The organism is Deferrisoma camini S3R1 (genome assembly GCF_000526155.1).
Taxonomy (GTDB): domain Bacteria; phylum Desulfobacterota; class Deferrisomatia; order Deferrisomatales; family Deferrisomataceae; genus Deferrisoma; species Deferrisoma camini.
Genome location: NZ_JAFN01000001.1, coordinates 1,439,297 through 1,464,630, shown reverse-complemented (window position 1 = coordinate 1,464,630; position 25,334 = coordinate 1,439,297). Strand labels below are relative to the sequence as shown.

Below are 25,334 nucleotides of genomic sequence, written 5' to 3'. Positions count from 1 at the left end.
CTATTAACCCGGCGACAAGACAGGCGCGTCACCTCGGAGGGCGGGGCAAGCGTCAGAGGCGTTGCGCGGCGAGCTAAGGGGCCGCGCCCGGCTCTCCGACAGGTCCCTTGCCCCTCCGAGCAGGGAGCGATAGCGCCTGTTTATCCCCCGGGGACTATTAACCCGGCGTTCCGTTTCGCAAAAAAGTATGCGGATTGCGGCGGTGGGGCTGGGGGCTCCGACGAAGCGTGACGGCCGAGCAGCCCGGGAGCCGACCCGACCGACGACCAAAGACCGACGACCGAAGTTGCCGGGAGCCATTCACCATGAGCCAAACCTTCATGCCATCCATCCGGGACGAGGAGGAGCTGGCCCGTATCCAGCTCGAGGGGCTCCGCTGGACCGTTCGGCACGCGTACGAGGGGTCGGAGTTCTACCGCCGCCGGTTCGACGAGGCCGGGGTGCGGCCCGACCAGATCAAGACCCTCGAGGACATCCAACGCCTGCCGTTCACCACGGCCAACGACCTGCGCGAAGGATACCCGTTCCCGCTCCTGAGCGTGCCCACGGATCGGGTGGTGCGGATCCACTCGTCCTCGGGAACCACGGGCAAGCGCAAGATCCTCGCCTACACCCGCAAGGACATCGAGGACTGGACCGCGTTCTTCGCCCGGTGCTACGAGATGGCCGGGGTGGGCCCGGGCGACCGGGTCCAGATCGCCGTGGGGTACGGGCTGTGGACCGCGGGGGTGAGCTTCCAGGCCGGGTGCGAGGCCGTCGGCGCCATGGCGGTGCCCGTGGGGCCCGGTAACGTGGACCTCCAGTGTCAGTTCCTGGTGGACCTGCAGCCCACGGTGGTGTGCTGCACCGCCAGCATGGCCCTGCTGCTGGCCGAGGAGGTGGAGCGCCGGAACCTGCGGGACCGCATCCGCCTGAGGTCGGTGATCCAGGGCTCGGAGCGGTGCAGCGACCGGATGCGGCGCCGGATCCAGGAGGGGCTCGGGGTGGAGCACGTGTTCGACATCACCGGCATGACCGAGCTGTACGGGCCGGGTGCCGGCATCGACTGCCGCGAGCACCGGGGCATCCACTACTGGGCCGACATGTACATCCTGGAGATCCTCGATCCCCAGACCCTGAAGCCGGTGCCCGAGGGGGAGATCGGGGAGATGGTGGTGACCACCCTCCGAAAGGAGGCCAGCCCCCTGATCCGGTACCGCACCCGGGATCTGACCCGGGCCCTGCCGGGGCGGTGCGCCTGCGGGTCGGTGCTGCCCCGGCACGACCGGATCCTGGGACGGGACGACGACATGTTCATCTACCGGGCCGTGAACATCTACCCGGGCCAGATCGACGAGATCCTGTCGGAGGTGCCGGGGGTGTCCAGCGAGTACAACATCGTGCTCGAGCGGCGCCAGGGCCGGGACTACATGACCATCTACGTGGAGCGGGATCCGGCCGGGGATCCCCTCAAGGACGAGCGCATCGAGGCGGACCTGGAGCACCGGATCAAGAGCCAGATCATGGTGTCGGCCGAGGTGAGGGTGGTGGACTACGCCAGCCTGCCCCGCAGCGAGAAGAAGGCGAAACGGGTGTTCGACAAGCGCTGAGCGCGGAGGACGCGACATGGCCGCAAGAGGCTTTTCCTATCACCGCCCCACCAGCCTGGGCGAGGCCCTGTCCCTGCTGGCGGACCTGGGGCCGGGGGCGGTTCCGGTGGCGGGGGCCACGGACGTCTGGGTGAACCTGCGGGCCGGCAAGCTCGCGCCCGAGGCCCTGGTGTCGTTGCGCAACGTGCCGGAGCTCTCGGGCCTGCGGAAGACGGAGCACGGCCTCGTGCTGGGGGCATGCGTCACCCATGCCGAGGTGGAGGACGACCTGTGGGTGGCCGAGCACTTTCCGGCCCTGCACCAGGCCTGCTCGGGCGTGGGGTCGAGGCAGGTGCGCAACGTGGCCACGGTGGGCGGAAACCTGTGCAACGCCGCCCCTTCGGCCGACTCGGCCGTGGGGCTCCTGCTCTACGACGCCGAGTGCCGCATCGAGACCGGAACCGGCCACCGGGACGTGCCGCTGACCGAGTTTTTCGCCGGCCCGAACCGGACCGTGCTCGGCCCCGGCGAGGTGCTGGCCGAGATCCGATTGCCGCTCCCGGCGGGCAGGACCTTTGCGGGCTACCGGAAGATCACCCGCCGCAAGGCCGTGGAGCTGCCGATGATCGGCATCGGCGCCCGGGTCACCCTCGGGGCCGACGGCCGGGTGGCCGAGGCCCGGATCGCCCTGGGGGTGGCCGGTCCCACCCCCCTGCGGGTGCGCAAGGCCGAGGAGCGGCTGGAGGGCGAGCCCCTCACCCGCGAGGCCGCGGCCGAGGCCGCCGAGATCGCGGCCCAGGAGGCCAAGGTGCGCGACTCCTGGCGGGGCGAGGCGTGGTACCGCCGGGAGATGATCCGGGTGTGGATCCCCCGGATCCTGGACGAGGCGGTCCTCTCACGAAAGGGGTAAAGTGCACCGGTCCCCACTCAGTTTCGGCGGAGGGGCATGGGGCCTGCTTCCGGCCGCGCGCGAAGCCGGGCATGAGGTTCGCCGCGCAGGCAGGGGGCACCAACAGTGGTCTTATGGCGGTGCGGCCGGGCACGAACGGTTTCACGGTACAAGCGTTGGAGGCGCTGCGCGGCGAGCTGAGGAGCCGCACGCGGCGCTCCAGCAGCCCCCATGCCCCGCGGAGCCTTGACGCGACGGCCCGGGAGCCGCCCGGCCGCCTAGCCGCCCAGCGTCCCTCAAGGAGAGCTCTGATATGGAACGCATCACGATTCGGTTCAAGGTCAACGGGGAGGACGCCATCGTGGCGGTGGCGCCCCATTGGAACCTCCTGCGGGTGCTCCGGGAGGAGTTGGAGCTCACCGGGGCCAAGGAGGGGTGCGGGGCGGGCGAGTGCGGGGCCTGCACGGTCCTCGTGAACGGCCGGGCGGTGAACGCCTGCCTGTACCCGGCCGTGGAGGCCGACGGCGCCGAGGTGACCACCGTGGAGGGGCTGGCCGGGCCGGGAGGGGAACTCCACCCGATCCAGCGCGCGTTCGTGGAGAAGGGGGCCGTGCAGTGCGGGTTCTGCACCCCCGGCATGGTGCTGTCGGCCAAGGCGCTCCTGGACCGGGTGCCGCTGCCCAGCGAGGAGGAGATCCGCACCGCCCTGGCCGGGAATCTGTGCCGGTGCACCGGGTACGCCCAGATCATCGAGGCCGTGCAGGCGGCGGCCGAGGAGTTGAGCCGATGAGTGCCACGGCAGTGGTGGGCAAGGCCGTCCCCAAGGTGGACGGCGCCGAGAAGGTCACGGGACGCACCGTCTACATCCACGACCTGAAGATCCCGGGCATGCTGTACGGCAAGATCAAGTACAGCGACCGGGTGAGCGCGCGGATCGTCTCGATCGACACCTCCGAGGCGGAGAAGGTGCCGGGCGTGAAGGCGGTGATCACGGCCTACAACACCCCGGAGATCCGGTTCGGGTTCCTGAAGGACAACACCGCCCTGAAGAAGGACCGGGTGCGTCAGTACCGGGACGAGATCGCGGCCGTGGCCGCCACCACGCCCGAGGCGGCCGAGGAGGCGGTGCGGAAGATCCGGGTGGAGTACGAGGACCTGCCCGCGGTGTTCGACCCGGACGAGGCCCTGAAGCCCGACGCGCCCCGGGTGCACGAGACCGACCCCCGGGGCAAGCCCCTCAAGGACAACCGGTTGCGCCTTCCCTGGCGGGTGGAGGCGGGCGACGTGAAGGCCGGGGAGGAGGCCAGCGCGTTCGTGGCCGAGGGCGAGTACGAGGTGGGGTGGGTGACCCACTGCTGCCTGGGCACGTCGGGGTGCATCGCCTCGTTCGATCCCCACGGCAACCTGACCATGTACTCGAACACCCAGATCCCCAGCCTGGCCCGGACCGACTACATGGAGGCCTTGAAGGCCATGGGGCTCCGGGGCCGGGTGCGGGTGGTGAACGCGGCCATCGGCGGCGGGTTCGGATCGAAGCTCGACACCTATGCCCACGAGTACATCGCGATCCTGCTCGCCCACCGCACCGGACGGCCGGTGAAGATCGTGTTCGACCGGGAGGAGGAGTTCTTCGCCACCTCTCCCCGCCAGCCGGTCAATGTGCGGGTGCGGCAGGGGTGCGACGCCGAGGGTCGGCTCACCTTCCGGGAGATCTCCATGGTCCTGGACAACGGGGCCTACACCTCCTGGGGGGCCACCACCCCCACGGTGATGATGATGCCGGCCACCAGCCTGTACCGGGTGCCCAACGTTCGGTTCGAGGCCACCTGCGTGTACACGAACAACACCTACTGCCAGGCCATGCGCGGGTACGGCACGCCCCAGGTCACCTTCGCCATCGAGTGCAACCTGGACGAGCTGGCCGAAAAGGTCGGGCTGGACCCCCTGGAGATGCGCCTGCGCAACGCGAACGAGCCGGGGGAGGTCACGCCCCAGGGGTTCAAGGTCACCACCTGCGGCCACCGGGAGTGCATCGAGGAGGTGGCCAAGCGCCTCGACTGGGAGAACAAGCGGGGCCGGGCCGGCCAGAGGGGGTCCAAGCGCCGGGGCGTGGGCATGGCCTGCCTGATGCACGTGGGCGGCGGGGCCAAGATCTACCGGTCCGACGGGTGCGGCACCCTGATCAAGGTGGACGACTTCGGGAACGTGGACGTGTTCAGCGGGTCCATGGACATCGGCCAGGGCCTGGACACGGTGCTCAGGCAGATCGTGGCCGAGACCCTGGGGGTGGGGATCGAACGGGTCAACGTGATCGTGGGCGACACCGACGTGTGCCCCTGGGACGTGGGGGTGCACGCGTCCCGGTCCACCTTCATCGCGGGCAACTCGGCGTTGAACGCCGCCCGCATGGTGCGCGACCAGATCCTGGAGTTCGCGGGCCAGATGCTGGAGGCCCCGCCCGAGATCCTGGCCCTGGAGAACGGCCAGGTGGTGTGCCGGGAGGATCCCTCGAAAAACCTGCCCCTGGCAAAGGTGCTCCGGAGGGCCCACTTCGCCAAGACCGGCAACACCATGTTCATGGCGGCCCACTTTTACGAGCCCGACACCGACATGCTGGAGGGGGAGTTCAAGGGCAATTACTCGTGCACCTACGCCTGGGGCTGCCACGGCGTGGAGGTGGAGGTGGACACCGCCACCGGCCACGTGGAGATCGTCAAGTACGTGGCGGCCCACGACGTGGGCCGGGCGATCAACCCGATGCTCCTGCGGGGCCAGGTGCAAGGCGCGGTGATGATGGGCATCGGGTACGCCCTGTCCGAGGAGATGATCTTCGAGCAGGGCCGGCTCCGAAACCCCAACTTCCGCGACTACAAGATCCTCACGGCCAAGGACGCCGTGAAGGTGGAGCCGGTGATCGTGGAGACCGAGGACCCGGCCGGCCCGTTCGGGGCCAAGGGGATCGGCGAGCCCGGCCTGGTGCCCTCGGCCCCGGCCATCGCCAACGCCATCTACGACGCCGTGGGCGTGCGTCTGAACCGCCTGCCCCTGAAGCCCGAACGGGTGCTTCGGGCGCTCAAAGAACGGGGAGCCCCATTAGGCCCCTGCGGGGCCCTACAACGGGAAGGGTAGCTTTCGTTGGTCCGGAACCTTTGCCGGCGTAGGGGCACGGGGCCTGCTTCCGGCCGCGTGCGAAGCCGGGCATTGCGATTCGCCGCGCAGGCACGGGGCACCGTCGGCGGTTTCATAACCGTTCGGTGGGGCACGAACGGATTCACAGTACGAGCGTGGGAGGCGCTGCGCGGCGAGCTAAGGAGCCGCACGCGGCTCTCCAGCAGACCCCATGCCCCACCGGGCGTTTGGCGGCGGTTCGGGGGAGTGGCCCGGCCGCCCAGCGGGCCGAAGGCCCCCGACCGACGACCAACGACCGACGACCAACGACCGAAGTTACGTGGAAGCCTCGCCGGGCTGCTGCTGGCCGCCGGCGCGTCGGCCCGGATGGGAGGCCCCAACAAGCTCCTCCTGCCGGTGGAAGGGGAGCCCCTGGTCCGGCGGCCGGCCCGGGCGCTGTTGGAGGCGGGCCTGAGACCCGTGGTCGTGGTGGTGGGCCGGGACGCCGAGGCCGTGCGGCAGGCCCTGAAGGGGCTCCCGGTCCTCTTTGCCGAGAACCCGGATTTCTCGGAGGGCATGGCCGGGTCGCTGCGGAAGGGCGTCGAAGCCCTCGGGAGCGGCGTGGAGGCGGTGGCGATCGCGCTGGGGGATCTCCCAGACCTTGGGGCCCCGGTGGTTCGACGCCTGGTGGCGGCGTTTCGTGATGCCGCCCAAGGCATCGTGGTTCCGGTCCACGAGGGCCGAAGGGGGCACCCCGTGCTTCTGGACCTCCGGCGATACCGGGGTGGGCTCCTGGCCCTTGCCGGAGACGAGGGCGCCCGATCGATCCTCCGCCGCTACCCCGAGGAGGTGCTGGAAGTAGCGGTGGAGGACCCCGGGGTGATCGCCGACGTGGACACCCCGGAGGAGTACGAGCGGATCCGCCAGGGGGCCCGCGCCCCCCGACCGAAGACCGACGACCAACGACCAATAACCAATAACCAATAACCAACAACCGACGTTACCTATGCGCCTTCATTCCAGCCTGACCGACCTTCGGGTGCTCGTTCGGGGCGCCGGGGAGATGGCCTCGGGCATCGCCCACCGGCTGTTCCGGAGCCATCTGCGGGTGGCCCTGACCGAGGTGCCCGAGCCGTTGGCCGTGCGCCGCAAGGTCAGCTTCTGCGAGGCCGTGTGGGACGGCCGGACCGAGGTGGAGGGGGTGGAGGCCCGTCGGGTGGAGGCGGCCGGGGAGTTCGACGCGGTCCTGGATGCGGGGGCGATCCCCGTGGTGGTGGACCCGGAGCTGGAGTGCCTGGAGGCCTGGCAGCCCCAGGTGCTGATCGACGCCACCATTGCCAAGCGCAACCTGGGCACCCACCGGGACATGGCCGATCTGGTGATCGGGTTCGGCCCCGGGTTCCGAGCCGGCGAGGACGTGGACGTGGTGGTCGAGACGAACCGCGGCCACGACCTGGGCCGCCTGATCTTCGAGGGCGAGGCCCAGCCCAACACCGGCGTTCCCGGCGCCACCCTGGGCTACACCACGGAGCGGGTGCTCCGGGCCCCGTGCGACGGCGTGTTCGAGCCCACGGTGGACATCGGGGACCCGGTGGAGCCGGATCAGGTGGTGGCCCGGGTGGCCGGCCGAGAGGTCCGGGCCCGGATCGGCGGGGTGGTGCGGGGGCTCCTGCGGCCGGGGCTGCGGGTGTGGAAGGGCTTGAAGGCCGGGGACATCGACCCCCGGGGCGACCGCAGGTACTGCTTCACCATCTCGGAGAAGGCCCGAGCCCTGGGCGGCTCGGCCTTGGAAGCCATCCTGATGCGGTTCAACCGGTGATTTCCCCATGACCCGGGACGAAACGCTCATCCTCGAAATCAACCGGTTGTGGGCCCCAGTGTACCCGCACATGGCCCGGTACCTGCTGGGGCGGTGCGGCGGCCGGCCGGGGCGGCTGCTGGACCTGGGGCCGTTCGCCGGGGGCATCGCGGTGGAGGCCCTGCGGCAGCGCGATGGGCTGGAGGCGGTGGTGTACGACGAGTCCCCTGCAGTGCCCGGCTGGGCCGGCGACCTGGCTCGAACGGCGGGCGTGGCCGACCGCCTGGAGGCGCGGGTGGGCCCGCTGGAGCCCCTGGCCCTGGAGGACCGGTCGTTCGACGCGGTGGTGGTGCGGGGCGCGTTCTTCTTCCTCACCCCGGGGCTCCTCGCGGAGGTCGCGCGGGTGCTTGCGGAGGGCGGGTTCGGTTGGGTCGGGGGAGGGTACGGCCCCGACACGCCCGAGGAGGTGATCCGGCCGATCGCGGACGTGTCCAGGGAGTTGAACGCCCGCCTCGGGAAGCGTTGGGTCTCGGCGGACGAGGCGAGAACGCTCGTCCGGGAGGCCGGGTTGGCGGACCGGGCCCGGGTGGTGGAGCGGGGCGGGCTCTGGATCGAGGTGCGGGGGTGAGGTTCACGAAGCCCCAACGGCTGGCCGACGCTCTGGGGGTGGGCCGGGGCGACCTGGTCACCGTGGTGGGGGGCGGGGGCAAGACCACCCTGATGTACCGGCTGGTCCGGGAGCTTCGGGAGCAGGGGGTCCGGGCGGCGGCCGGCACCACCACCAAGATCTTTCCGCCGGATCCGGAGGGAGGAGGCAGGCTGGTCCTGGGGGAGGGCCCGGAGGCCCTGCAGGAGGCGGTGGCGCGGTGGGATTGGGCCGACCCCGGGTTTCCGGTGCTCGGCCGGACCCGGATCCACCCGGGCAAGGTGGACGGCATCGACCCGGCCTGGGCCGTCGGGTTGCTGCGGGACGACTTTCTGGAGGCGCTGGTGCTCGAAGGGGACGGGTCGGCCCGCCGACCCGTGAAGGCGCCGGAGTCGTGGGAGCCGGTGGTGCCGGCCGAGACCACGGTGTTCGTGGCGGTGGCGGGGCTATCCTGCCTGGGGCGCCCCCTGGGGCCGGACGTGGCCTTCCGGACCGAACGGTTCGCCGCCGTCACGGGCCTGGGCGGGGGGGAGCCCATCTCGGCCGAGGCCCTGGCACGGCTGTTCGTGCACCCCGAGGGCGCCGCAAAGGGGTGCCCGCCCGGGGCCCGGGCCGTGGCGGTGCTGAACCAGGCCGACGACCCCCGGCGGTGGGCCGCGGCCCGGGGGATCGCCGGGGCCGTGCTGGCGGCCGGAGGACGGTTCGAAAGGGTGATGGTGGCCAGGCTGGCCGGGCCCGAGGCGTGTTGGGAGGCGTGGGAGAAGGCCATGCCCCCCGAGGGGGCGGCGGCTCGGGAGCCGCCTCGACCGTAGACCGTTGACCGAAGACCGACCTTCTTTTTTTTGCCCCGGAGAAGAGGCGAGACGCCGTTCGACGATGCCCGGGTGCCTGGACGGGGTCCGTCGGATTCGGCTGGAGGAAAAAGGTTCATGGCGGAAAACATGGTTTCGCAAGGGCAAAGATCCCCCGGCCCCGACCGGTTCGACGGGTCCCGGATCGCGTTTCACAGCCTCTCCCGGCGGCTGGGACGGCCGTGGGTCGAGGCGTACATGGAGCGGGCCGCGGCCCGGGCGCGCACCGATCCGGAGGCGCGAAGGGCGCTGGCAGAGCTCTCCGGCGCCCGGACCCTGAACTTTCTCGTGGGCCCCTACGGCGAGGGCCGCGAGAACCGGGGGCTCCTGTCGTGGACCCCCCAGGGCAGGCCCTCCCCCCTGGCCGAGCTACCCTGGCCGGTGGAGGACCCGGCCGAGAACGCCCGCTGGGTCTGCGAGCTGGCCCGACGGTTGGGGGCCCTGGACGCGGGCGTGGCCCCATTGGAGCCGGAGTGGGTGTACGGCCGGGTCCAGACCAACCCCTACGCCCCGGGGGAGCCGGAGACGAAGCCCATCGTGATCCGACCGGCGGCCGGGCCGGCCGAGACCCAGGACGAGTTCGTCCTTCCCGAGACCGTGAACCGGGCCGTGGTGCTCCTGGCGCCCATGGACCGGCGGCGCCTGGTGTCGAAGCGGCCGTTCGAGGCGAGCATCGAGACGAACCTGGGCTACTCGCGCATGGCCGAGCTCGCCGTGTCGGTGGCCGAGGCCCTGCGGGCCGCGGGGTTCACCGCGATCCCGTGCATGAACGACACCGCCCTGTCCGTGCCCCTGGCCGTGGCCGCGGACCTGGGTGCGGCCGGTCGCCACGGCATGCTGGCGGCCCGCGGATGGGGGACCGCGGTGCGGATCGCCAAGGTGCTGACCGACATGCCTCTGGAGCCTGCGGAGCCGCCGGAGGAGCCCCTGGCCGGGCTCTGCCACGACTGCGGCATCTGCGCCCGGGCCTGCCCGGTCGGGGCGATCCCCGAGGGCGAGCCCACGGCGGAGGCTCCCCACCCGTGCAACCGGCCGGGGTCCCTCAAGTGGCCCGTGGACGGCGAGGCCTGCCTGCGGTTCTGGGTGGAGCGGGGCGAGAGCTGCGGCCTGTGCCAGGGAGTGTGCCCGTTACAGGTATCGGTGGACGGACGACAGGCCCAGCGGGCTAGAGGCTAGAAACTAGAGACTAGAAACTAGGATCAGGCCTTTCAGCCTCCCGGCCGCCTAGCCGCCCACCGGGCCGAAGGCCCAAGACCGTCGACCGTAGACCGAAGACCGTCGACCGAAGTTCCAGAGGCAACCGATCCATGAGCGAAACGCTTCCTCTCACCTTGGATCCGGACCGGGGATCGCTCTTTGTCGGCACCGGCCGGTACCTCTTGATTCGGCCGGAGACCCTGGGGCCCGTGGTCTCGTCCGCGTCCGACGAGGTCCGGGCGGCCCTGGTCGAGGGAGGCCGGGCCGGCGGCCGGCTGGCGGCCCGGGCGGTGCTGGACCGGGGACGGCAGGGAGAGGCGGCGGTGGAGGAGATTCTGGCGTTTGGGGCGCTCATCGGGTGGGGCCGGTTCCGCGTGGTGTGGGGCCCGGGGGGGGCCGAGGTCCGGCTGGCCGGCTCCCCGTTCGCCGAGGCCGCGGGGCGGGCCGCCGGACCCGTCTGCCACCTGGTGAGGGGGGTGCTCGAGGGGATCTGGGAAGAGGTGTTCGGCCCTACGGTCGCGTTCGACGAGACCGGATGCGTGGCCTGTGGGGCCGACACGTGCCGGTTCGAGGAGAGAAGAGGGTGATCGCGGACCGCTCCACCCTGCGCACGGGGCGACCCGACCCCGGGGAGGCGCTTTGGAACCCCGGGGTGGAGGCCCTGCCGACGGACCGGATGCGCCGGCTGCAGTGGGAGCGGCTGCAGCGGCAGTTGGTGTACGTGTACCAAAGCTCCGCCTTCTACCGCCGTTGGTTCGACGAGGCCGGGGCGAGGCCGGAGGACGTGGACTCGTGGGACGCCTTCACCCGCCTGCCGATCCTGACCAAGGACGACCTGCGCCGGGCCCAGGCCGAGAGCCTGGCCGAGCGGGGCGACCCGTTCGGCGGCATCTGCTGCGCGCCCCGGGACCGGGTGGTCCGGGTGAACGCCACCTCCGGCACCACCGGAACCCCCACGCTGTACCTGCTCACGGCCCACGACGTGGCCGTGGTCAACGAGATGCACGCCCGCAAGTGCTGGCGCGCAGGGCTACGGCCGGGCCACGTGATGCTCCAGGCCCTGAGCCTCTCCATGTTCACCGGCGGGCTGCCCCTGTCCCAGGGCATCATGCACCTGGGCGCGGCCGTGGTTCCAGTGGGCGTGGACGGCGGCAGCCGGCGGGTGCTGGAGTTCGCCCGGCTCACGCGGCCCCAGGCCATCGTGGCCACCCCCAGCTTCGGGCTGCACCTGGTGGAGCGGTGCCCGGCCGTGCTGGGATGCGACCTCCGGGATCTGGGTATCCGGTGGTTCTTTGCGGCGGGCGAGCCGGGCGGGTCGGACCCGGCGATCCGCAGCCGGCTGGAGCAGGGGTTCGGCGCCCGGGTGTTCGACCACACCGGGGGCGGGCACGCGTTCCACGCCATCACCTGCCCCGAGCACGCGGGCATGCACTTCGTCTCGGCCGACCACTGCGTGCTGGAGCTGGTGGAGCCCGGGACCGGCCGGCCCGTGGCGGTGGGTGACGGGGCCGAGGGGGAGCTGGTGGTGACGTTCCTGGCGTGGGAGGGCACCCCCTTCGTGCGGGCGAGCTTCGGCGACGTGGTTCGGGTGTGGACGGGCCCGTGCGGGTGCGGGCTGCCGGGCCTCAGACTGAGCATCGTGGGCCGGGCCGACGACATGCTGATCGTCAAGGGCGTGAACCTGTTCCCCGGCGCGGTGCGGGCGCTCTTGGAGGAGTTCGTGCCCCGGGTCACGGGCCACTTCCGCATCGTGATGCCCCGGCCCGGCCCCCGGGTGGAGCCGCCCCTGCGGCTCCGGGTGGAGCGGGGAAGCGGGGTGGAGGGGGAGGCCCTGGCCCGGCTGGAGGCCGAGCTGGTGTCCGCCATGCGGGACCGGCTGCGGGTCCGGCCGGCGGTGGAGTGGGTGGACCCGGGCACGCTGCCCCGGCCCACCCACAAGGCCCGGTGGGTCGAGGTGGAGGAGGGGGGATGAGCCCCGCGTCCCCGGCCGCGGAGGTGGCCATCCTCCGGCACCGGCTCAAGAGCCTGACCCGGGAGATGGGTCTGGCGCTGCTGCACACGGCCCGGTCCCCGATCCTGGCCGAGGCCCGGGATTTCGTGACCGGCCTGTACGACGCCCGGGGCCGGATGTTGGAGCAGACCGAGTACATCCCGGTGCTCGCGTTCGCGGTGCAGCCGGCTCTCCAGGACCTGATCGAGACCTTTGGGGACGACGTGGGCCCGGGGGACGTGTTCCTCCACAACGACGTATTCCGGGGCGGCAACCAGCTCGCCGATGTGTGCGTGTTCCGGCCGGTGTTCGTCGGGAACCGCCTGGTGGCCTGGGCCGCGGTCAAGGGCCACCAGGCCGACATCGGCGGCGCGGTGGGGGGCGGGTACAACCCCCGGGCCACCGAGGTGTGGCAGGAGGGGCTGCGGATCCCGCCGGTGCGGGTGGTGCGCCGGGGCCGGAGGCTCCGGGACGTGTGGGACCTGATCCTGGCCAACATCCGGTATCCCGTGGTGGCCGAGGATCTGGAGGCGGCCATGGGGGCGTGCGTGGTGGGCGAGAGGGGGATGCGCCGGATCGTGGACCGCATGGGCCTGCCGGCGTACCTGGAGACCGTGGAAGCTCTGATGGACGCCACCGAGCGCCGGATGCGGGCCGCGATCCGGGAGTTCCCGCCGGGCCGGTACGAGGGGGAGGCGCCGGTGGGAGCCGGTGCCGAGGAACGGGGGCACCTCCTGTGGATCCGGTGCCAGGTGGAGGTGGGGGACGGAGAGGTGCTCATCCGGTACGACGGCACCTCGGCCCAGACCGAGGGGTTCCTCAACGCCCCGGCCTCGGCCTCGCTGTCCGCGGCGGTGCTCACGCTCCTCATGATCCTGGCGCCCGACATCCCCCACAACGAGGGCATGCTCCGGCCCCTGCGGATCCGGCTGCCCGAGGGGACGATCCTCGCGGCCCGGGCCCCGGCCGCCACCGGGTTCGGGAACACCCTGACCGGCGCCCACGCCGACGCCCTGTTCAAGGCGTTCTTCCAGGCGAGGCCCGACCGGGTCACGGCCGGGTGGAACCGGATGCTGGCCGTGGTGCTCGCCGGCCGGGATCCCCGCAGCGGCGGCGCGCCCTACGTGGACATCCTGTTCAACGCCCTCAAGGGCGGGAGCGGGGCCATGGAGGGGTGCGACGGGTACGACCACATCGGGCTGATCAACTGTGCCGGCGGCATCCTGGCCCAGGACCCGGAGATGTTCGAGAGGGCCGTGCCCCACCGCCTGGAGCGGCACGAGTACGCGCCGGGAACGGCCGGCCGGGGCCGCTGGCGGGGCGGCCGGGGGGTGGTGACCCGCATCCGGTTCGGCGCGCCGGTGGACCGGGTGGTGGTGTTCGGCGACGGCCTGGCCGAGGAGACCCGGGCGTTCGGCCTGGCCGGGGGGCAGCCGGGGTCCCGGAACCACCTGTTCCTGGACCTGCCCGACGGCCGGCGGCTTCGGCCGCGCTCCCTGGATCTGCTCGAAGGGCTGCCCGAGGGCACGGTGCTGTGCCAGGTGGCCGGGGGCGGCGGAGGGTTCGGTTCGGTTGCCAATGAAGACAAATAGTGTTTGAATGAGACGATGAGAGAACAGAGCGAAAGCACGCCGATCTTGCGCGTGGAGCACGTGACCATGGATTTCGACGGGCTCCGCGCGCTAAACGACTGTTCATTCGTGGTGGAGCCGGGCGAGATCTTCGCCGTGATCGGCCCCAACGGGGCCGGCAAGTCCACCCTGTTCAACGTGATCACCGGCCTGTACCGGCCCACCCAGGGGCAGGTGTACTTCCGGGGGGTGCGGGTGGACCGGATGCGGCCCAACCGGGTGGGCCGCATGGGCATGGCCCGGAGCTTCCAGAACCTGGAGCTGTTCAAGGGCCTCACGGCAGCGGAGAACGTGCTGGTGGGAGGGCATCGGCACCTGGGGTACGGGTTCTTCCGGGCCCTCTGGGGCGACCCGGGCGTGCGGCGGCGCGAGGCCCGGGGCATGGGCCGGGCCCGGGACCTGCTGGGGTTCCTGGGGGTGGCGGAGTTCGCGGACGTGGCCGTGGACGACCTGCCCTACGGGGTCCAGAAGAAGGTCGAGGTGGCCCGGGCCCTGGCCACGGACCCGGTGCTCCTGCTCCTGGACGAGCCCGCGGCCGGGCTGAACGACGCAGAGACCGAGGACCTGATGGAGACGGTTCGCCGCATCCGAGACGAGCGCGGCATCACGGTCGTCCTGGTGGAGCACAACATGCGGTTCGTGATGGGGCTGTCCGACCGGGTGTGCGTGCTCAACTACGGCAGCATCCTGGCCCAGGGTCGGCCGGACGAGGTGCGCTCGAACCCCCGGGTGGTCGAGGCGTACCTGGGAGAAGAGCCGTGTTGAGCCTGCGGGAGGTCACGGTCGGGTACGGGAAGACCCCGGTGCTCCGGGAGGTGAGCCTGGAGGTGCCCAGGGGCGAGGTGGTGGCCCTGCTGGGCGCGAACGGCGCGGGCAAGACCACGATCATGCGCACGGTGATGGGGTTCCTCAAGCCGTGGAACGGCTCGGTGGTGTTCGACGGCCAGGAGCTCGACGGTCAGCGGCCCGCCCGGATCGTGCGCCGGGGAGTGGGCCTGGTGCCGGAGGGCCGCCAGATCTTCGGTCACCTCACCGTGGACGAGAACCTAGTCATGGGCGCCTATGCCCGCCGGGACCCGGCAGGGGTCCGGTCGGACCGGGAGTGGGTGCTGTCGCTGTTTCCGGTGCTGGCCGAGCGGCTGCGCCAGCGGGCCGGCACGCTGTCCGGGGGCGAGCAGCAGATGCTGGCCATCGGCCGGGCTCTCATGGCCCGGCCCCGGCTGCTCCTCCTGGACGAGCCCAGCCTGGGGCTCGCACCGCTGTTGGTGCGGGAGATCTTCGAGGTGATCGGCAAGATCCACCAGGAAGGAACCACCGTGCTCCTGGTGGAGCAGAACGCCCGCATGGCCCTGTCGGTGGCCGCTCGGGCCTACGTGCTGGAGACCGGAAGGGTGGTGCGCGAGGGCGCCGCCCGGGAGCTCATGGAGGACCCCAGCGTGCGCGCGGCGTACCTGGGGGGGTGAGGGGGACGGGCCGAAGGCCCCGACCGACGACCGTTGACCGACGACCGAAGTGACCAGGAGGCCGGAGAGAGAATGAGACCCTTGCAAACCGTAGGTATCCCCCCCCTCGTCACGGTTCCGCGGGCGGCCCAGCCGCCCAGCCGCCGCGCTGCCCGGCGGCCTAGCCGCCTAGCGGCCTAGCCGCCATGTTCTGGCAGCTGGTCGTGAGCGGGCTGGCCACGGGGTGCGTGTACGCCCTGGTGGCCCTGGGCCTCACTCTGATCTACCGGGCCACGGAGCACGTGAACTTCGCCCAGGGTGAGCTGGCCATGGTGGGGGCGTTCCTGGGGTTCACCCTCCACGTGCACCTTCAGCTGCCGGTGTGGGCCGCGGTGCTGGGCGGGGCGGTGCTGGGTGGGGCGGTGGGGTGGGTGTGCGAGCTGGCCGTGATCCGACCCGCGGAGGGCCAGCCCCACGTCAACGTGTTCATCATCACCCTGGGGCTCAGCATCGTGCTCAAGAGCCTGGCGGGCATGGTGTGGTCCCACGACGAGTTCCCGTTCCCGCCGCTGTTCTCGCCCCGAGGGGTGCGGCTGGGCTCGGTGGTGGTCACGCCGCTCAACCTGGGCACCATCGCCGTGGCCCTGGGGATCATGGTGGGGCTGTTCGCGTTCTTCCGATACACTCGCCACGGCGTGGCCATGCGGGCGGTGTGCGAGAACCCGGAGGCGGCCCAGCTCATGGGGGTGGAGGTGCGGCGGGTGTACGCGTTCGCCTGGATCCTGTCGGCGGGGCTGAGCGCCCTGGCCGGGGCCCTGATCGCACCGGTGCTGAACCTCTCGACCCACATGGGCGCCGTGGTGATCCCGGCGTTTGCCGCGGCCATCCTGGGGGGCTGGGGATCGTTTCCAGGGGCCATCGCCGGCGGCATGGCTCTGGGGGTGATCGAGAACCTGGCCGGCGGGTATCTGGCCGCCCAGATCAAGAACATGGTGCCGTTCCTGGTGGTGCTGGCCGTGCTGGTGGCCCGGCCCCAGGGCCTGTTGGGGGAGCGGGAGGTCCGGAAGGTATGAGGACGGTCCGAAGAATCGCGATGTGGGCCGGGGCCGCGGCCGTGCTCTGGGTGGTGAAGGCGAGCCTGGGGCTGTTCGTGGTGAACCTGCTCCTGGTCTACGTGATCGTGGCCGTGGGGCTCAACCTGCTCATGGGGTTCACGGGCCAGATCAGCGCCGGCCACGCCGGGTTCCTGGCGGTGGGGGCCTACGTGGCGGCCCTGGTGGGCACGCACGCACCCCAGGTCGGGGCGGTGGGCGCCCTGATCGCGGCGGGCGCGGCGGCCGCCCTGTTGGGGGTGGCGATCGGGTTGCCGGCGCTTCGGCTGGCCGGGTTCTACATCGCCATGGCCACCCTGGCGTTCGGGGTGGTGGTGACCGAGGCGATCCTCCAGATGGACGTCTGGACCGGCGGGGCCGACGGCATGTACGTGCTGGCGCCCTCGCTGTTCGGCTTTCCCCTGGACTCGGACACCCAGAAGTTCTGGCTGGTTCTGGGGACGGCGGTGCTGGCCGTGTGGACCGCCCAGAACCTGGCGGGGTCCAAGGTGGGGCGGGCGTTCCTGGCGCTGCGCGAGAGCGACGTGGCGACCGAGACGCTGGGCATCTCCACGGCCGCCTACCGGACCCTGGCCTTCGCCCTCAGCGCGTTCTACACGGGGGTGGCGGGCGGGCTGTTCGCCTACGTGGTCTCGTACATCTCGCCCGACGCGTTCTCCATCGAGCTATCGATCGACTTCGTGGCCATGGTGATCCTGGGGGGCATGGGGAGCATCGGCGGTTCGATCGTGGGGGCCGCCCTGCTGACCGTGCTCAACCAGTACCTGGCGGTGCTCCAGGACTTCAAGGCCCTGATCTTCGGGCTCGCCGTGGTGGTCTGCATGATCTTGATGCCGGGAGGAGTCAGCGCGGCGTGGAAAGCGGCCCTGGAGCGGTTCCGGGGCTGAACCCTCAACCAAGCGGGCGGGGAAAAAAGGAGGTGCACTCATGAGGCGAACGACGTGGTGGCTGGCAACCCTGGCGGCGGTTCTCCTGGGCGTGGCGGCGCCGGCGGCGGCCGAGGTGGGGGTGACGGCCGACCGGATCCTGATCGGCACGTCCCAGTCGTTCTCGGGGCCCCTGGTGTTCCCGGGCACCGAGGAGATCGCCGGCATCGAGGCGTACCTGGAGTACGTGAACCAAAGCGGCGGCATCCACGGCCGCAAGATCGAGTGGAAGTGGTACGACGACGGGTACAAGCCCCAGGACGCCGTGGCCAACATGAAGCGGCTGGTGGAGCAGGACCAGGTCTTCTGCATTCTGATCAACCAGGGCACGTCCCCGGTGATGGCGGTGGTGCCGTACCTGGAGCAGAAGAAGGTCCCCCTGATGTTCCCGTTCCAGGGAAGCTCGAGGCTCCACGGCAAGAAGTACGTGTTCACCTCGTTCACGTACTACGACACCCAGACCCAGATCGTGACCCGGTGGCTGGTCGAGAAGAAGGGGTTCAAGCGGATCGGCATCATCTACCAGGACGACGCCTACGGGAAGTTCTTCCTGAACACCCTGAAGAAGGAGCTTAAGGCCAAGGGGCTGAAGATCGCGGCGGCCGAGTCCGTGAAGCGCGGGGCCACCGACGTGGCGCCCCAGGTGGCCAAGATCGCCCAGGCCGGCCTGGACGCCTGCCTGCTGGCCCTGGTGCCGGGCCCCGGGGCCCAGGTGCTCAAGGAGGCCGCCAAGATCGGGCTCAAGAAGACCAAGCTGATCTCGTCGGGGCCGCTCACCGACGAGAAGTTCCTGATCCTGTCGGGCGGCGTGGGCGAGGGGGTTTGGGGCCTGTCCCTGTGGCCCGACCCGGTGCGGGACGACTCCCCGGCCATGCAGGAGTACCGCAAGATCCTCAAGAAGTACCGTCCGGGCCACGAGCCCAACCGTTACAACCTGTACGGCTACTTCTACACCAAGCTGTTCTGCGAGGGGCTCAAGCGGGCCGGCAAGGACCTGACCCGGGAGAAGCTGATCCAGGCCCTGGAGTCGATCCAGAACTGGGAGAACGGCATCATCCCGCCGGTGTCGTTCGGCCCGGGTGACCACCAGGCCCAGGACCAGGGGTTCATGGTGGAGGTGCAGGGCGGCCGGTTCGTTCCGATCAGCGGGTGGCTGGGCATCCGCGACGGCAAGCTCGTGGAGAGCCCGCTCTGAGCGCGGTGGCAGCGTCGAACCGGGCGGGGGCTCCCCCCGCCCGGTTCGACCACGTGGGGTTCGTGGTGGAGGACCTGGAAGCAGCGGCCTGCGCCTTCGACGCGCTCCTCGGTCCCCCGGTGATCCGCTCGATCCCGGAGATCGGGCTCGAGGCCCGGGTGTACCTGGGGGGCGGGGTCGAGGTGCTGTGGTTCGCCGGAGAGGTGGAGGGGATCGACCCCCGTGCCATCCGGCCGAGGCCTGGGGTCCATCACCTGGCCGTCCGGGTCGAGGACCTGGACGGCTGCCTGGCCTCGTTCGGGCGGGACGGGGTGGGCGTGCTCCAGGGGTTCCCCCGGCCGGGGCTCCACGGCCGGATCGCGTTCGTGGAGGACCCGGTGTCCGGCGGGTTGCTGGAGCTCGTGGAGGCGGGGGCGTGAGAAGGGGTGGGATCGACCTGGCGCGGGCCATGTCTCCCGACCGGTGGGTGGCCACCTGGGCGGCGCGTCGGCCGGAGGAGCCCGGCCTCGAGTTCGAGGGCCGGGTGTGGACCTGGGCCCGGCTGGAACAGGAGGTGGACCGGACCTCCCGATGGCTTCGGTCTCTGGGCGTCGGGCCGGGGGACCGGGTGGCATGCCTGCACCGGAATCATCCCCACGTGGTGTTCCTGTTCCTGGCCGCCAGCCGGCTCGGGGCGGTGTTCAACCCCTGGAACGCCCGCCTGGCGCCCGAGGAGACCGCGTACCGGCTCCGCGACGCCGATCCCCGGTGTGTGGTGGTGGAGCCGGGGTTGCGCGACCGGCTCGCCGCCGAGGTGGAGCGGTCCGGCCGGGTGGTCTCGTTCCTCCAGGGGGCCCCGGCGGGAGATGCTGCGCCCGCCCCCTGCGCCGGCCGCGGGCCGGACGCGCCCCAGGCGCTCCTTTACACCTCGGGCACCACGGGCCGGCCCAAGGGGGCGCTTCTCCCCGTGCGAAAGGGGTTCTTCAACGCCCTGAACGCCCAGGAGTTCCTCGAGGTCGGCGTGGGGGATCGGATGCTGGTGGTGCTGCCGCTGTTCCACTCGGGCGCCCTGTTCATCCAGGTGGTGCCGGCCCTCTACGCCGGCGCCACGGTGGTGCTGCATCCCCGGTTCGACGCCGAGCGGGTGGCCCGCACCCTCACGGAGGACCGGATCACCCACTTCCTGGCCGTGCCCACGGTGCTCCGGCGGGTCCTGGACGCGGGCGGGGTAGGGTGCCTGCAGGGGCTTCGGGTGTGCGGGGTGGGTGGGGAGCCGGTGCCGCCGGAGATGATCGCCTCGTGCCTCGAGGCCGGGGTGGAGGTGCGCCAGCTCCTGGGCCAGACCGAGACCTCGATCGTGCTGTGGGCCTCGGCCGACGATCTCCGGGACCGGCCGGGCACGGTGGGCCGGCCGGTGCGCCATGCCGAGCTGCGGCTGGGGCCCATCCGGTCGGGGGTGGGCGAGATCCGGGTTCGGGGCCCCGCCCTCATGCTGGAGTACTGGAACGACCCGGAGCTCACGAGGAGGTCCTTCGCCCGGGGGTGGTTCCGCACGGGGGATCTGGGCCGGGTGGACGAGGGCGGATACTGGTACCTGGCAGGGCGGGCCAAGGAAATGTTCATCTCGGGCGGGGAGAACGTGTACCCGGCCGAGGTGGAGGCGGTGCTTCGTGCCCACCCGGCCGTGGCCGACGCGGCCGTGATCGGCGTGCCGGATCCCCGGTGGGGCGAGGCCGGCCACGCCTTCGTGGAGCTCCGGCCCGGTGCGGAGGCCTCGACAGAGGATCTCCGGGCGTGGTGCTCCCGCCGCCTGGCCCGGTTCAAGTGCCCCCGGGACGTGACCTTCGTGGCCCGGCTGCCCCGGACCGAGCTCGGCAAGGTCCGCAAGGACGCCCTCAGGGATCTGTGGAAAGGAATCGAACCATGAGCCATAAGGGGCCGGACGCAGCCGCCGCGTGCCGGGCTATCGCCCAAGCGGCCGAGCGGGAGTCCTACGCCAACCGGATGGGGCTGCGCCTCCTGGAGGTGGAGCCCGGGGCCTGCCGGGTGGAGATGGTGCCCGGCGAGGACATGACCAACCTCTTTGGCACGGTCCACGGCGGAGCCCTGTTCAGCCTGCTGGACGAGGCCTTCCAGATCGCCTGCAACTCCCACGGGGTCACCGCCTTCGCCCTGAACCTGTCGGTCACCTACGTGAGCTCGGCCAGGCCCGGGGAGCGCCTGGTGGCCGAGGCGAGGGAGGTTGCCCTGACCCGCCGCACGGCCACCTACCACATCCGGGTGACCCGGGACAGCGGCGAGGTGGTGGCCACGGCCCAGGCCCTAGCCTACCGGCTGGGTACCCCCGTCCCCTTCCTGGACCCCTCCGGATGAGGATCCGGCGCGAATGGATCCGATGCTGCCCAACCGAACAACGAACCACGAACGGCCCGTGGCTGCTTCGCACCGCCGTTGTCGTGCGGAGCGGAGGTGTGTGTCCGAAAAACCTGCGCGAATGTGTACCAGCGCATCTCAGCTACGGGAACCACGCTCCAACTGCCTGGGGCAAGCTAGGTTCTGCGGTCGCGCACCGTCTTGAAAGACTGTCTTGAGCGCGTATCGACATTTTTTTTCTGAAGGGCTTGCATAAGTTGGGTGGGTCCGTTATATAACCCGTGCCGTTCGCAACGCTCACATTAGGAGGACCCCCCATGGACAAACGTTTGTTGCTTCAGCTCACTGCCGACATCGTCGCTTCCCACGCATCCATGAACGAAATGGGCCAGGAAGATCTGCTGGCGGAGATCGACAAGGTGTACCGGAAACTGGCCACCCTGGCCGGCGAGGAGGTGGCCGAGGAGGAGGTGGCCGAGGAAGCCGAGGAGTCCGGCGAGGAGGCCCCGGCCCAGCCCGTGGTGCCGCCGGACGTGGCCTTCGGCAAGGACAAGATCTACTGCATGATCTGCGGCAAGGGGATGAAGACCCTGAAGCGCCATCTCCACACCGCCCACGGCCTCGATCCGAAGGCCTACCTGACCAAGTTCGGGCTGCCCACCAACACCCCGCTGGTGTCTCAGGAGTACTCGGAACAGCGCAAACGCATGGCTGCCGAGCTGGGGCTGGCGGAGAAGCTGGTCGAGGCCCGGGCCGCCCGGGCGGCCAAGCGCAAGGCGCAACAGGAGGGGTAGCCCCGCGAGCGAGGCAGACACGGCCCGGATCGAATCGCCCGATCCGGGCTGTCTTTTTTGGGAGACTAGAAACTAGAGACTAGAGAAAATCTTAGGGGCCTCGGCCCGTGAGATGGGCGGGCGCTCCACCAGGCCCCCGCCGCCGGGTTGGCGAGAGCCCCTCACCCTGGGGGCCAGGAGACCGAAGACCGTGGACCGAGGTTACAGGGAAGCCCCTTTGGCCCTGGGGGACCCTACAACGGAGAAGGGTAACGTGCGTTGGTTCGGGCCGTTGTCGGCGGCGGGCATGGGGCCTGCGGTTCAGGAACCAGAAAACAGAATTCAGAGGACAGGTTGCAACGTCGGATGCAGGAGCGTGCCCGTGGTCTTTTCCTGTCTTCGGCCCGCTGAATCCTGGTCCCTGAAACCCATGCCCCCCGAAGCCCTGGCGTCGGGGCTCAAGAGCCGCCCGGCCGTCCAGATGTCCAGCCGCTTAGCGGGCCGGAGGCCCCAGACCGACGACCGTTGACCGTAGACCGACGACCGAAGTTACGAAGTTACATGGAAGGCAGCCATGGGCAAGGACAACGTGGTGTTCCTCGAGGTCATCGAGTGGTTCGACCCCTCCGGCCGGGAGGTGGCCCACCGGATCCCGGAGCGCGGATCCGGTGAGTTCAAGGTGGGGGCCCAGGTGATCGTGCGCGACAGCCAGGCGGCCGTGTTCTTTTCGGGCGGCGTGGCCTGTGATGCCCTGGGCCCGGGCCGCCACACCCTCATCACCAAGAACGTCCCGCTGCTGACCAAGGCCCTGGCCCTGCCCTGGGGGTTCACCAGCCCGTTTCGGGCCGAGGTGTACTTCGTCAACCTCAAGGTGTTCGCGAACCTGAGGTGGGGCACCCGAGATCCCGTGGCGTTCCGGGACCGGGAGTTCGGCTTGGTCCGGCTCCGGGCGCACGGGATGTGCAACGTGCGGGTGGTTCAGCCGGTTCTTTTCGTGAACACCCTGGTGGGCACCGAGGCTTCCTACACGGTGGACACGCTGGAGGCGTACCTGGGCGAGGTGATCGTGTCCCGGTTGAACGACCACCTGGGGGAGAACCTGGGCTCGCTCCTGGACCTGCCCACCCGGTACGAGGAGCTGGCCCGGGGGCTTCACGAACGGCTGGCGCAGGATCTGGCCGGGTACGGGCTGGCCCTGGACGCCCTGTACATCAACGCCATCACCCCGCCGGACGAGGTGCAGCGGGCCATCGACGACCGCACCCGGCTGGGCGCGGTGGGCGACCGGTTGGACGAGCTCATGAAGCTCAAGGTGGCCGAGGCGCTGGAGCGGGCGGCCGACGCCGGCGGGCCGGCCGAAGGAGCCATGGGGCTGGGCCTGGGGATGATCCTGCCCGGGCTTCTCTCAGGCATGGGTTCCCTCGACAGGGCGCCGGCCAGCGGGTCCGCCCCATGCCCGGAGTGCGGCCTGCCGGTGGGCGATGACGCCCGGTTCTGCCCCCACTGCGGTCACCAGCTCTTGGTGGCGCGCCGGTGCGCCGGTTGCGGCAAGAACCTGACGGCCCGGGCGCGGTTCTGCCCCGCGTGCGGCGCCCCGGCCGACGCCCGGCCGCGCAGCCGGACCTGCGGGGCCTGCGGCGCCGAGAACCGGCCGGAGGCCGTGTTCTGCAACGCATGCGGAACCCGTCTGACGGAGTAGGCCCCTGGCCCGGGGCCGAGACCACCTGCCCGCGGTGCGCGGCCCCCGTGGTCCTAGGGGTCGGCGATCCAGTGGTGCCCTGCCTGTATTGCCGAACGGCTCTCTACGTCCGGGCCGCGGGCCCCTTGGTCTACCACTGGCCCCTCGTGGATCCTCCTCCCCCCGGGCTCGTGTGGTTCCCCTACTGGCGGTTTCGGGGCCTGTGGTACCGGGTGAGGGAGCGGAGCACCGAGGGGATCCTCCTGGACGCCACCGTGAACGCCCGCCGGGGGGTGAGAGAGGGGTCCGGCCTGGGGATCCGACCCCAGGTGGTTCCGTTTCGCATGGGGGTGCCGGAGGCGGGCCGTGTGCTGTGGCCCGACCTCTCCCTTGGTGACGCCGTGGCCGTCTCCGAGGCGCGGGTGGAGGGGCTCTCGGCCGGGCCAGCCCCGGTCCGGCGGCTGGTGGGGGAGGTGGCGGCGGTGCTGTGGGCGCCGTTCGCCCTGGAGCGGGCGGGGGAGCACTGGGGGCTGACCGCCTTGTTTCCGGACGGACCGTCCGGCCTCCTCGGCCGAGCCGAGGCGCTTAGTCTGCGCAAGGGGCTGGACGAGCCGCCCCGGGAGTGGAGGCACCGGTTCCTGGCCCTGCGGTGCCCGGAGTGCGGGGACGACCTGCCCACGGTGGCCCACGCGGTGGGGTTCTGGTGCGGCCGGTGCGGCCGGGGGTGGTGGCCGCGGGGGGCGAGGCTCGCGCCGCTGCCGTTCACGGTTCGGCCGGCCCGGAGCTCGGAGGCGCGGTATCTGCCGTTCTGGGAGTTGGAGATCTCGGCGAGGGGGTTGCCGTTCCGGAGCCGGGCCGGCCTGGTGCGGTGGGCGGTTCCGTACTGGAGGCCCTCCGACGGCGACGAGGGCCGGCCGGCGGTGGTGCGGATCCCGGCGTTCAAGGCCCACCCCCGGTTGTTCCTGCGGATCGGCCGGAACCTGACGCTCGCCGACCTGCCGGCTGGCGGGCTCGACCGCCTCCCGCCGGCCGCGGTCGAGGTGGAGCCGGCCCGGCTGCCCCTCGGCGAAGCCGCCCAGAGCCTCAAACCGGTGCTGGCCGAGCTGGCCGGAACCCAGTACCGGAAGCGCCGGGCCGTGCTCACCGCACGCCTGCGGGTGCGCCGGGCGGGCCTGGTGCTCCTGCCGTTCCGGCGACAAGGGGCCGAGTGGGTGGAAGAGGCGACCGGAGCCGCCGTTCCGGCGGCAGCCCTGGAGCGCGGAAGGGGGATCTGACGATGCCGCTTGCGTTTCCATCCCGATCCCACGGCACGATCGTGTTCGGTTTCTACAACATCGAGACCGACAGCCTGCTGCTCGAAGACCTGAGCTTCTTTTGTACGGACTTCTGCGGGACCCTCGCGGAGATCCCCCCAACCTCGGGCGGGAGGGCCGACCTGCGCGGATACCGGTTCGCCTCCCGTCGGGCGATCGGGGACCTGGTGGGGGCGATCCGGGGAGAGCGGTTCGAGGGGTACTTGGGCGAGGTGTACCGCAGGTGGCCGTTCCCAAAGGACCAGGCCGCCTTTCGTCAGAGGCTCGAGGGCCACCGGACCCGGCCCGAGGTGGAGCGGGTGCTGGCACGGTGGGCCCGCAGGGTGACGATCCCGATCACATGGACTCCCGCTCGGGACCTGGCAACCATCGGCCCGTACGAGTTCTCCACCACCCAGTTCCGGGCGCTCCTCGAGTACGTGGTGCGCGGGGGGTATCCGACCTGGGAGGGGTTCTTGGAAAGGGGGGCCTGCCCGCCCTGGGTGGCGACCCTGGCGAAGGCTTGGGGTGTCGCCACCTGAGAGGAAAGGGCCCCTCCGCCGGGGATCCCCCCCCACCATCCCTCCACCCGCCTGCCGCTCGGAAAATTTTTTTAAAGAGTTCTAAAGTCCGAAATCTTCCCCTCCGATAATAACCCGGAAGGTTCGCAGGAATTGGGCCATCCGAGCCCCCAAGCCGGAGAGAGGTCTGTTCTGGAAATTCCTCTGTGGGTTCCCTCCCTCGGTTCTCCCTGGTTTCACCGTCCATCGGTTCCCATCCTCCGTTCTTTGGAAGTCCAGCCAGGCCCCTGCGGGGCCGGGCAACGGGAAAGGGTAACTTGCGTGGGCCCGGAGCCATTGTTGGTGGCGGAGCCATGGGGCCTGCT

24 protein-coding genes are annotated in these 25,334 nt (G+C 71.0%); all 24 read left to right on the top strand.

Going from position 1 to position 25,334, the window contains the following annotated elements:
- The first annotated feature begins 305 nt into the window (after window positions 1–305).
- The 24 genes from DEFCA_RS0106410 to DEFCA_RS0106295 all read left to right on the top strand — a co-directional run bounded on the left by DEFCA_RS0106410 (window position 306) and on the right by DEFCA_RS0106295 (window position 24,990).
- Window positions 306–1,589 (top strand): phenylacetate--CoA ligase family protein, encoded by a 1,284-nt coding sequence (locus DEFCA_RS0106410; RefSeq protein WP_025322206.1) that lies wholly within the window; start codon window positions 306–308, stop codon window positions 1,587–1,589.
- A gap of 16 nt (window positions 1,590–1,605) precedes the next feature.
- Complete coding sequence (locus DEFCA_RS0106405; RefSeq protein WP_025322205.1) at window positions 1,606–2,478, top strand: FAD binding domain-containing protein; 873 nt, start codon at window positions 1,606–1,608, stop codon at window positions 2,476–2,478.
- 292 nt (window positions 2,479–2,770) lie between these two features.
- Window positions 2,771–3,247, top strand: coding sequence for a (2Fe-2S)-binding protein (locus DEFCA_RS0106400; protein ID WP_025322204.1), 477 nt, complete (start codon window positions 2,771–2,773; stop codon window positions 3,245–3,247).
- A complete protein-coding gene (locus DEFCA_RS0106395; RefSeq protein ID WP_025322203.1) occupies window positions 3,244–5,586 on the top strand; it encodes a xanthine dehydrogenase family protein molybdopterin-binding subunit in 2,343 nt (780 codons plus the stop codon). The genes DEFCA_RS0106400 and DEFCA_RS0106395 overlap by 4 nt, the downstream gene beginning before the upstream one ends.
- 57 nt (window positions 5,587–5,643) lie before the next feature.
- A complete protein-coding gene (locus DEFCA_RS0106390; protein WP_342672957.1) occupies window positions 5,644–6,552 on the top strand; it encodes a nucleotidyltransferase family protein in 909 nt (302 codons plus the stop codon).
- 19 nt (window positions 6,553–6,571) lie between these two features.
- Window positions 6,572–7,384 (top strand): selenium-dependent molybdenum cofactor biosynthesis protein YqeB, encoded by an 813-nt coding sequence (gene yqeB, locus DEFCA_RS0106385; RefSeq protein WP_025322201.1) that lies wholly within the window; start codon window positions 6,572–6,574, stop codon window positions 7,382–7,384.
- Between the two features lie 7 nt (window positions 7,385–7,391).
- Window positions 7,392–7,991, top strand: a complete 600-nt coding sequence (locus DEFCA_RS20410; RefSeq protein ID WP_025322200.1) for a class I SAM-dependent methyltransferase — start codon at window positions 7,392–7,394, stop codon at window positions 7,989–7,991.
- A complete protein-coding gene (yqeC, locus tag DEFCA_RS0106375) occupies window positions 7,988–8,821 on the top strand; it encodes a selenium cofactor biosynthesis protein YqeC (protein WP_025322199.1) in 834 nt (277 codons plus the stop codon). Before DEFCA_RS20410 ends, yqeC begins: the two co-directional genes overlap by 4 nt.
- 117 nt (window positions 8,822–8,938) lie before the next feature.
- Complete coding sequence (locus DEFCA_RS0106370; RefSeq protein WP_025322198.1) at window positions 8,939–10,036, top strand: 4Fe-4S dicluster domain-containing protein; 1,098 nt, start codon at window positions 8,939–8,941, stop codon at window positions 10,034–10,036.
- Window positions 10,037–10,167: 131 nt separating this feature from the next.
- A complete protein-coding gene (locus DEFCA_RS24055; RefSeq protein WP_025322197.1) occupies window positions 10,168–10,644 on the top strand; it encodes a V4R domain-containing protein in 477 nt (158 codons plus the stop codon).
- The gene (locus DEFCA_RS0106360) at window positions 10,641–12,029 is read left to right on the top strand and encodes a phenylacetate--CoA ligase family protein (protein WP_025322196.1); all 1,389 of its coding nucleotides are present in this window, start codon (window positions 10,641–10,643) and stop codon (window positions 12,027–12,029) included. The genes DEFCA_RS24055 and DEFCA_RS0106360 overlap by 4 nt, the downstream gene beginning before the upstream one ends.
- Complete coding sequence (locus DEFCA_RS0106355) at window positions 12,026–13,639, top strand: hydantoinase B/oxoprolinase family protein (protein ID WP_029733680.1); 1,614 nt, start codon at window positions 12,026–12,028, stop codon at window positions 13,637–13,639. Before DEFCA_RS0106360 ends, DEFCA_RS0106355 begins: the two co-directional genes overlap by 4 nt.
- A gap of 15 nt (window positions 13,640–13,654) precedes the next feature.
- On the top strand, window positions 13,655–14,443 hold the full coding sequence (locus tag DEFCA_RS0106350) for an ABC transporter ATP-binding protein (protein ID WP_029733679.1): 789 nt from the start codon (window positions 13,655–13,657) through the stop codon (window positions 14,441–14,443).
- Window positions 14,437–15,141 carry an ABC transporter ATP-binding protein gene (locus DEFCA_RS0106345; protein ID WP_025322195.1) on the top strand — a complete coding sequence of 235 codons (705 nt, stop codon included), beginning with the start codon at window positions 14,437–14,439 and terminating at the stop codon, window positions 15,139–15,141. The genes DEFCA_RS0106350 and DEFCA_RS0106345 overlap by 7 nt, the downstream gene beginning before the upstream one ends.
- A gap of 185 nt (window positions 15,142–15,326) precedes the next feature.
- The gene (locus DEFCA_RS0106340) at window positions 15,327–16,193 is read left to right on the top strand and encodes a branched-chain amino acid ABC transporter permease (protein ID WP_025322194.1); all 867 of its coding nucleotides are present in this window, start codon (window positions 15,327–15,329) and stop codon (window positions 16,191–16,193) included.
- The gene (locus tag DEFCA_RS0106335; protein ID WP_084318866.1) at window positions 16,190–17,119 is read left to right on the top strand and encodes a branched-chain amino acid ABC transporter permease; all 930 of its coding nucleotides are present in this window, start codon (window positions 16,190–16,192) and stop codon (window positions 17,117–17,119) included. Before DEFCA_RS0106340 ends, DEFCA_RS0106335 begins: the two co-directional genes overlap by 4 nt.
- A gap of 40 nt (window positions 17,120–17,159) precedes the next feature.
- On the top strand, window positions 17,160–18,353 hold the full coding sequence (locus tag DEFCA_RS0106330) for an ABC transporter substrate-binding protein (protein ID WP_025322192.1): 1,194 nt from the start codon (window positions 17,160–17,162) through the stop codon (window positions 18,351–18,353).
- A gap of 5 nt (window positions 18,354–18,358) precedes the next feature.
- Window positions 18,359–18,772: a VOC family protein gene (locus tag DEFCA_RS20405; protein ID WP_025322191.1), complete on the top strand. Its 414-nt coding sequence runs from the start codon at window positions 18,359–18,361 to the stop codon at window positions 18,770–18,772.
- A complete protein-coding gene (locus tag DEFCA_RS0106320; protein ID WP_051463199.1) occupies window positions 18,769–20,259 on the top strand; it encodes a class I adenylate-forming enzyme family protein in 1,491 nt (496 codons plus the stop codon). The genes DEFCA_RS20405 and DEFCA_RS0106320 overlap by 4 nt, the downstream gene beginning before the upstream one ends.
- On the top strand, window positions 20,256–20,705 hold the full coding sequence (locus tag DEFCA_RS0106315) for a PaaI family thioesterase (RefSeq protein WP_025322189.1): 450 nt from the start codon (window positions 20,256–20,258) through the stop codon (window positions 20,703–20,705). The genes DEFCA_RS0106320 and DEFCA_RS0106315 overlap by 4 nt, the downstream gene beginning before the upstream one ends.
- Window positions 20,706–21,022: 317 nt before the next feature.
- Complete coding sequence (locus DEFCA_RS0106310; protein WP_025322188.1) at window positions 21,023–21,499, top strand: MucR family transcriptional regulator; 477 nt, start codon at window positions 21,023–21,025, stop codon at window positions 21,497–21,499.
- A gap of 553 nt (window positions 21,500–22,052) precedes the next feature.
- On the top strand, window positions 22,053–23,177 hold the full coding sequence (locus DEFCA_RS0106305; RefSeq protein ID WP_025322187.1) for an SPFH domain-containing protein: 1,125 nt from the start codon (window positions 22,053–22,055) through the stop codon (window positions 23,175–23,177).
- Window positions 23,178–23,251: 74 nt separating this feature from the next.
- Window positions 23,252–24,430 (top strand): hypothetical protein, encoded by a 1,179-nt coding sequence (locus DEFCA_RS0106300; RefSeq protein ID WP_169709469.1) that lies wholly within the window; start codon window positions 23,252–23,254, stop codon window positions 24,428–24,430.
- Window positions 24,431–24,432: 2 nt separating this feature from the next.
- Window positions 24,433–24,990: a hypothetical protein gene (locus DEFCA_RS0106295; RefSeq protein ID WP_025322185.1), complete on the top strand. Its 558-nt coding sequence runs from the start codon at window positions 24,433–24,435 to the stop codon at window positions 24,988–24,990.
- Window positions 24,991–25,334 lie beyond the last annotated feature (344 nt).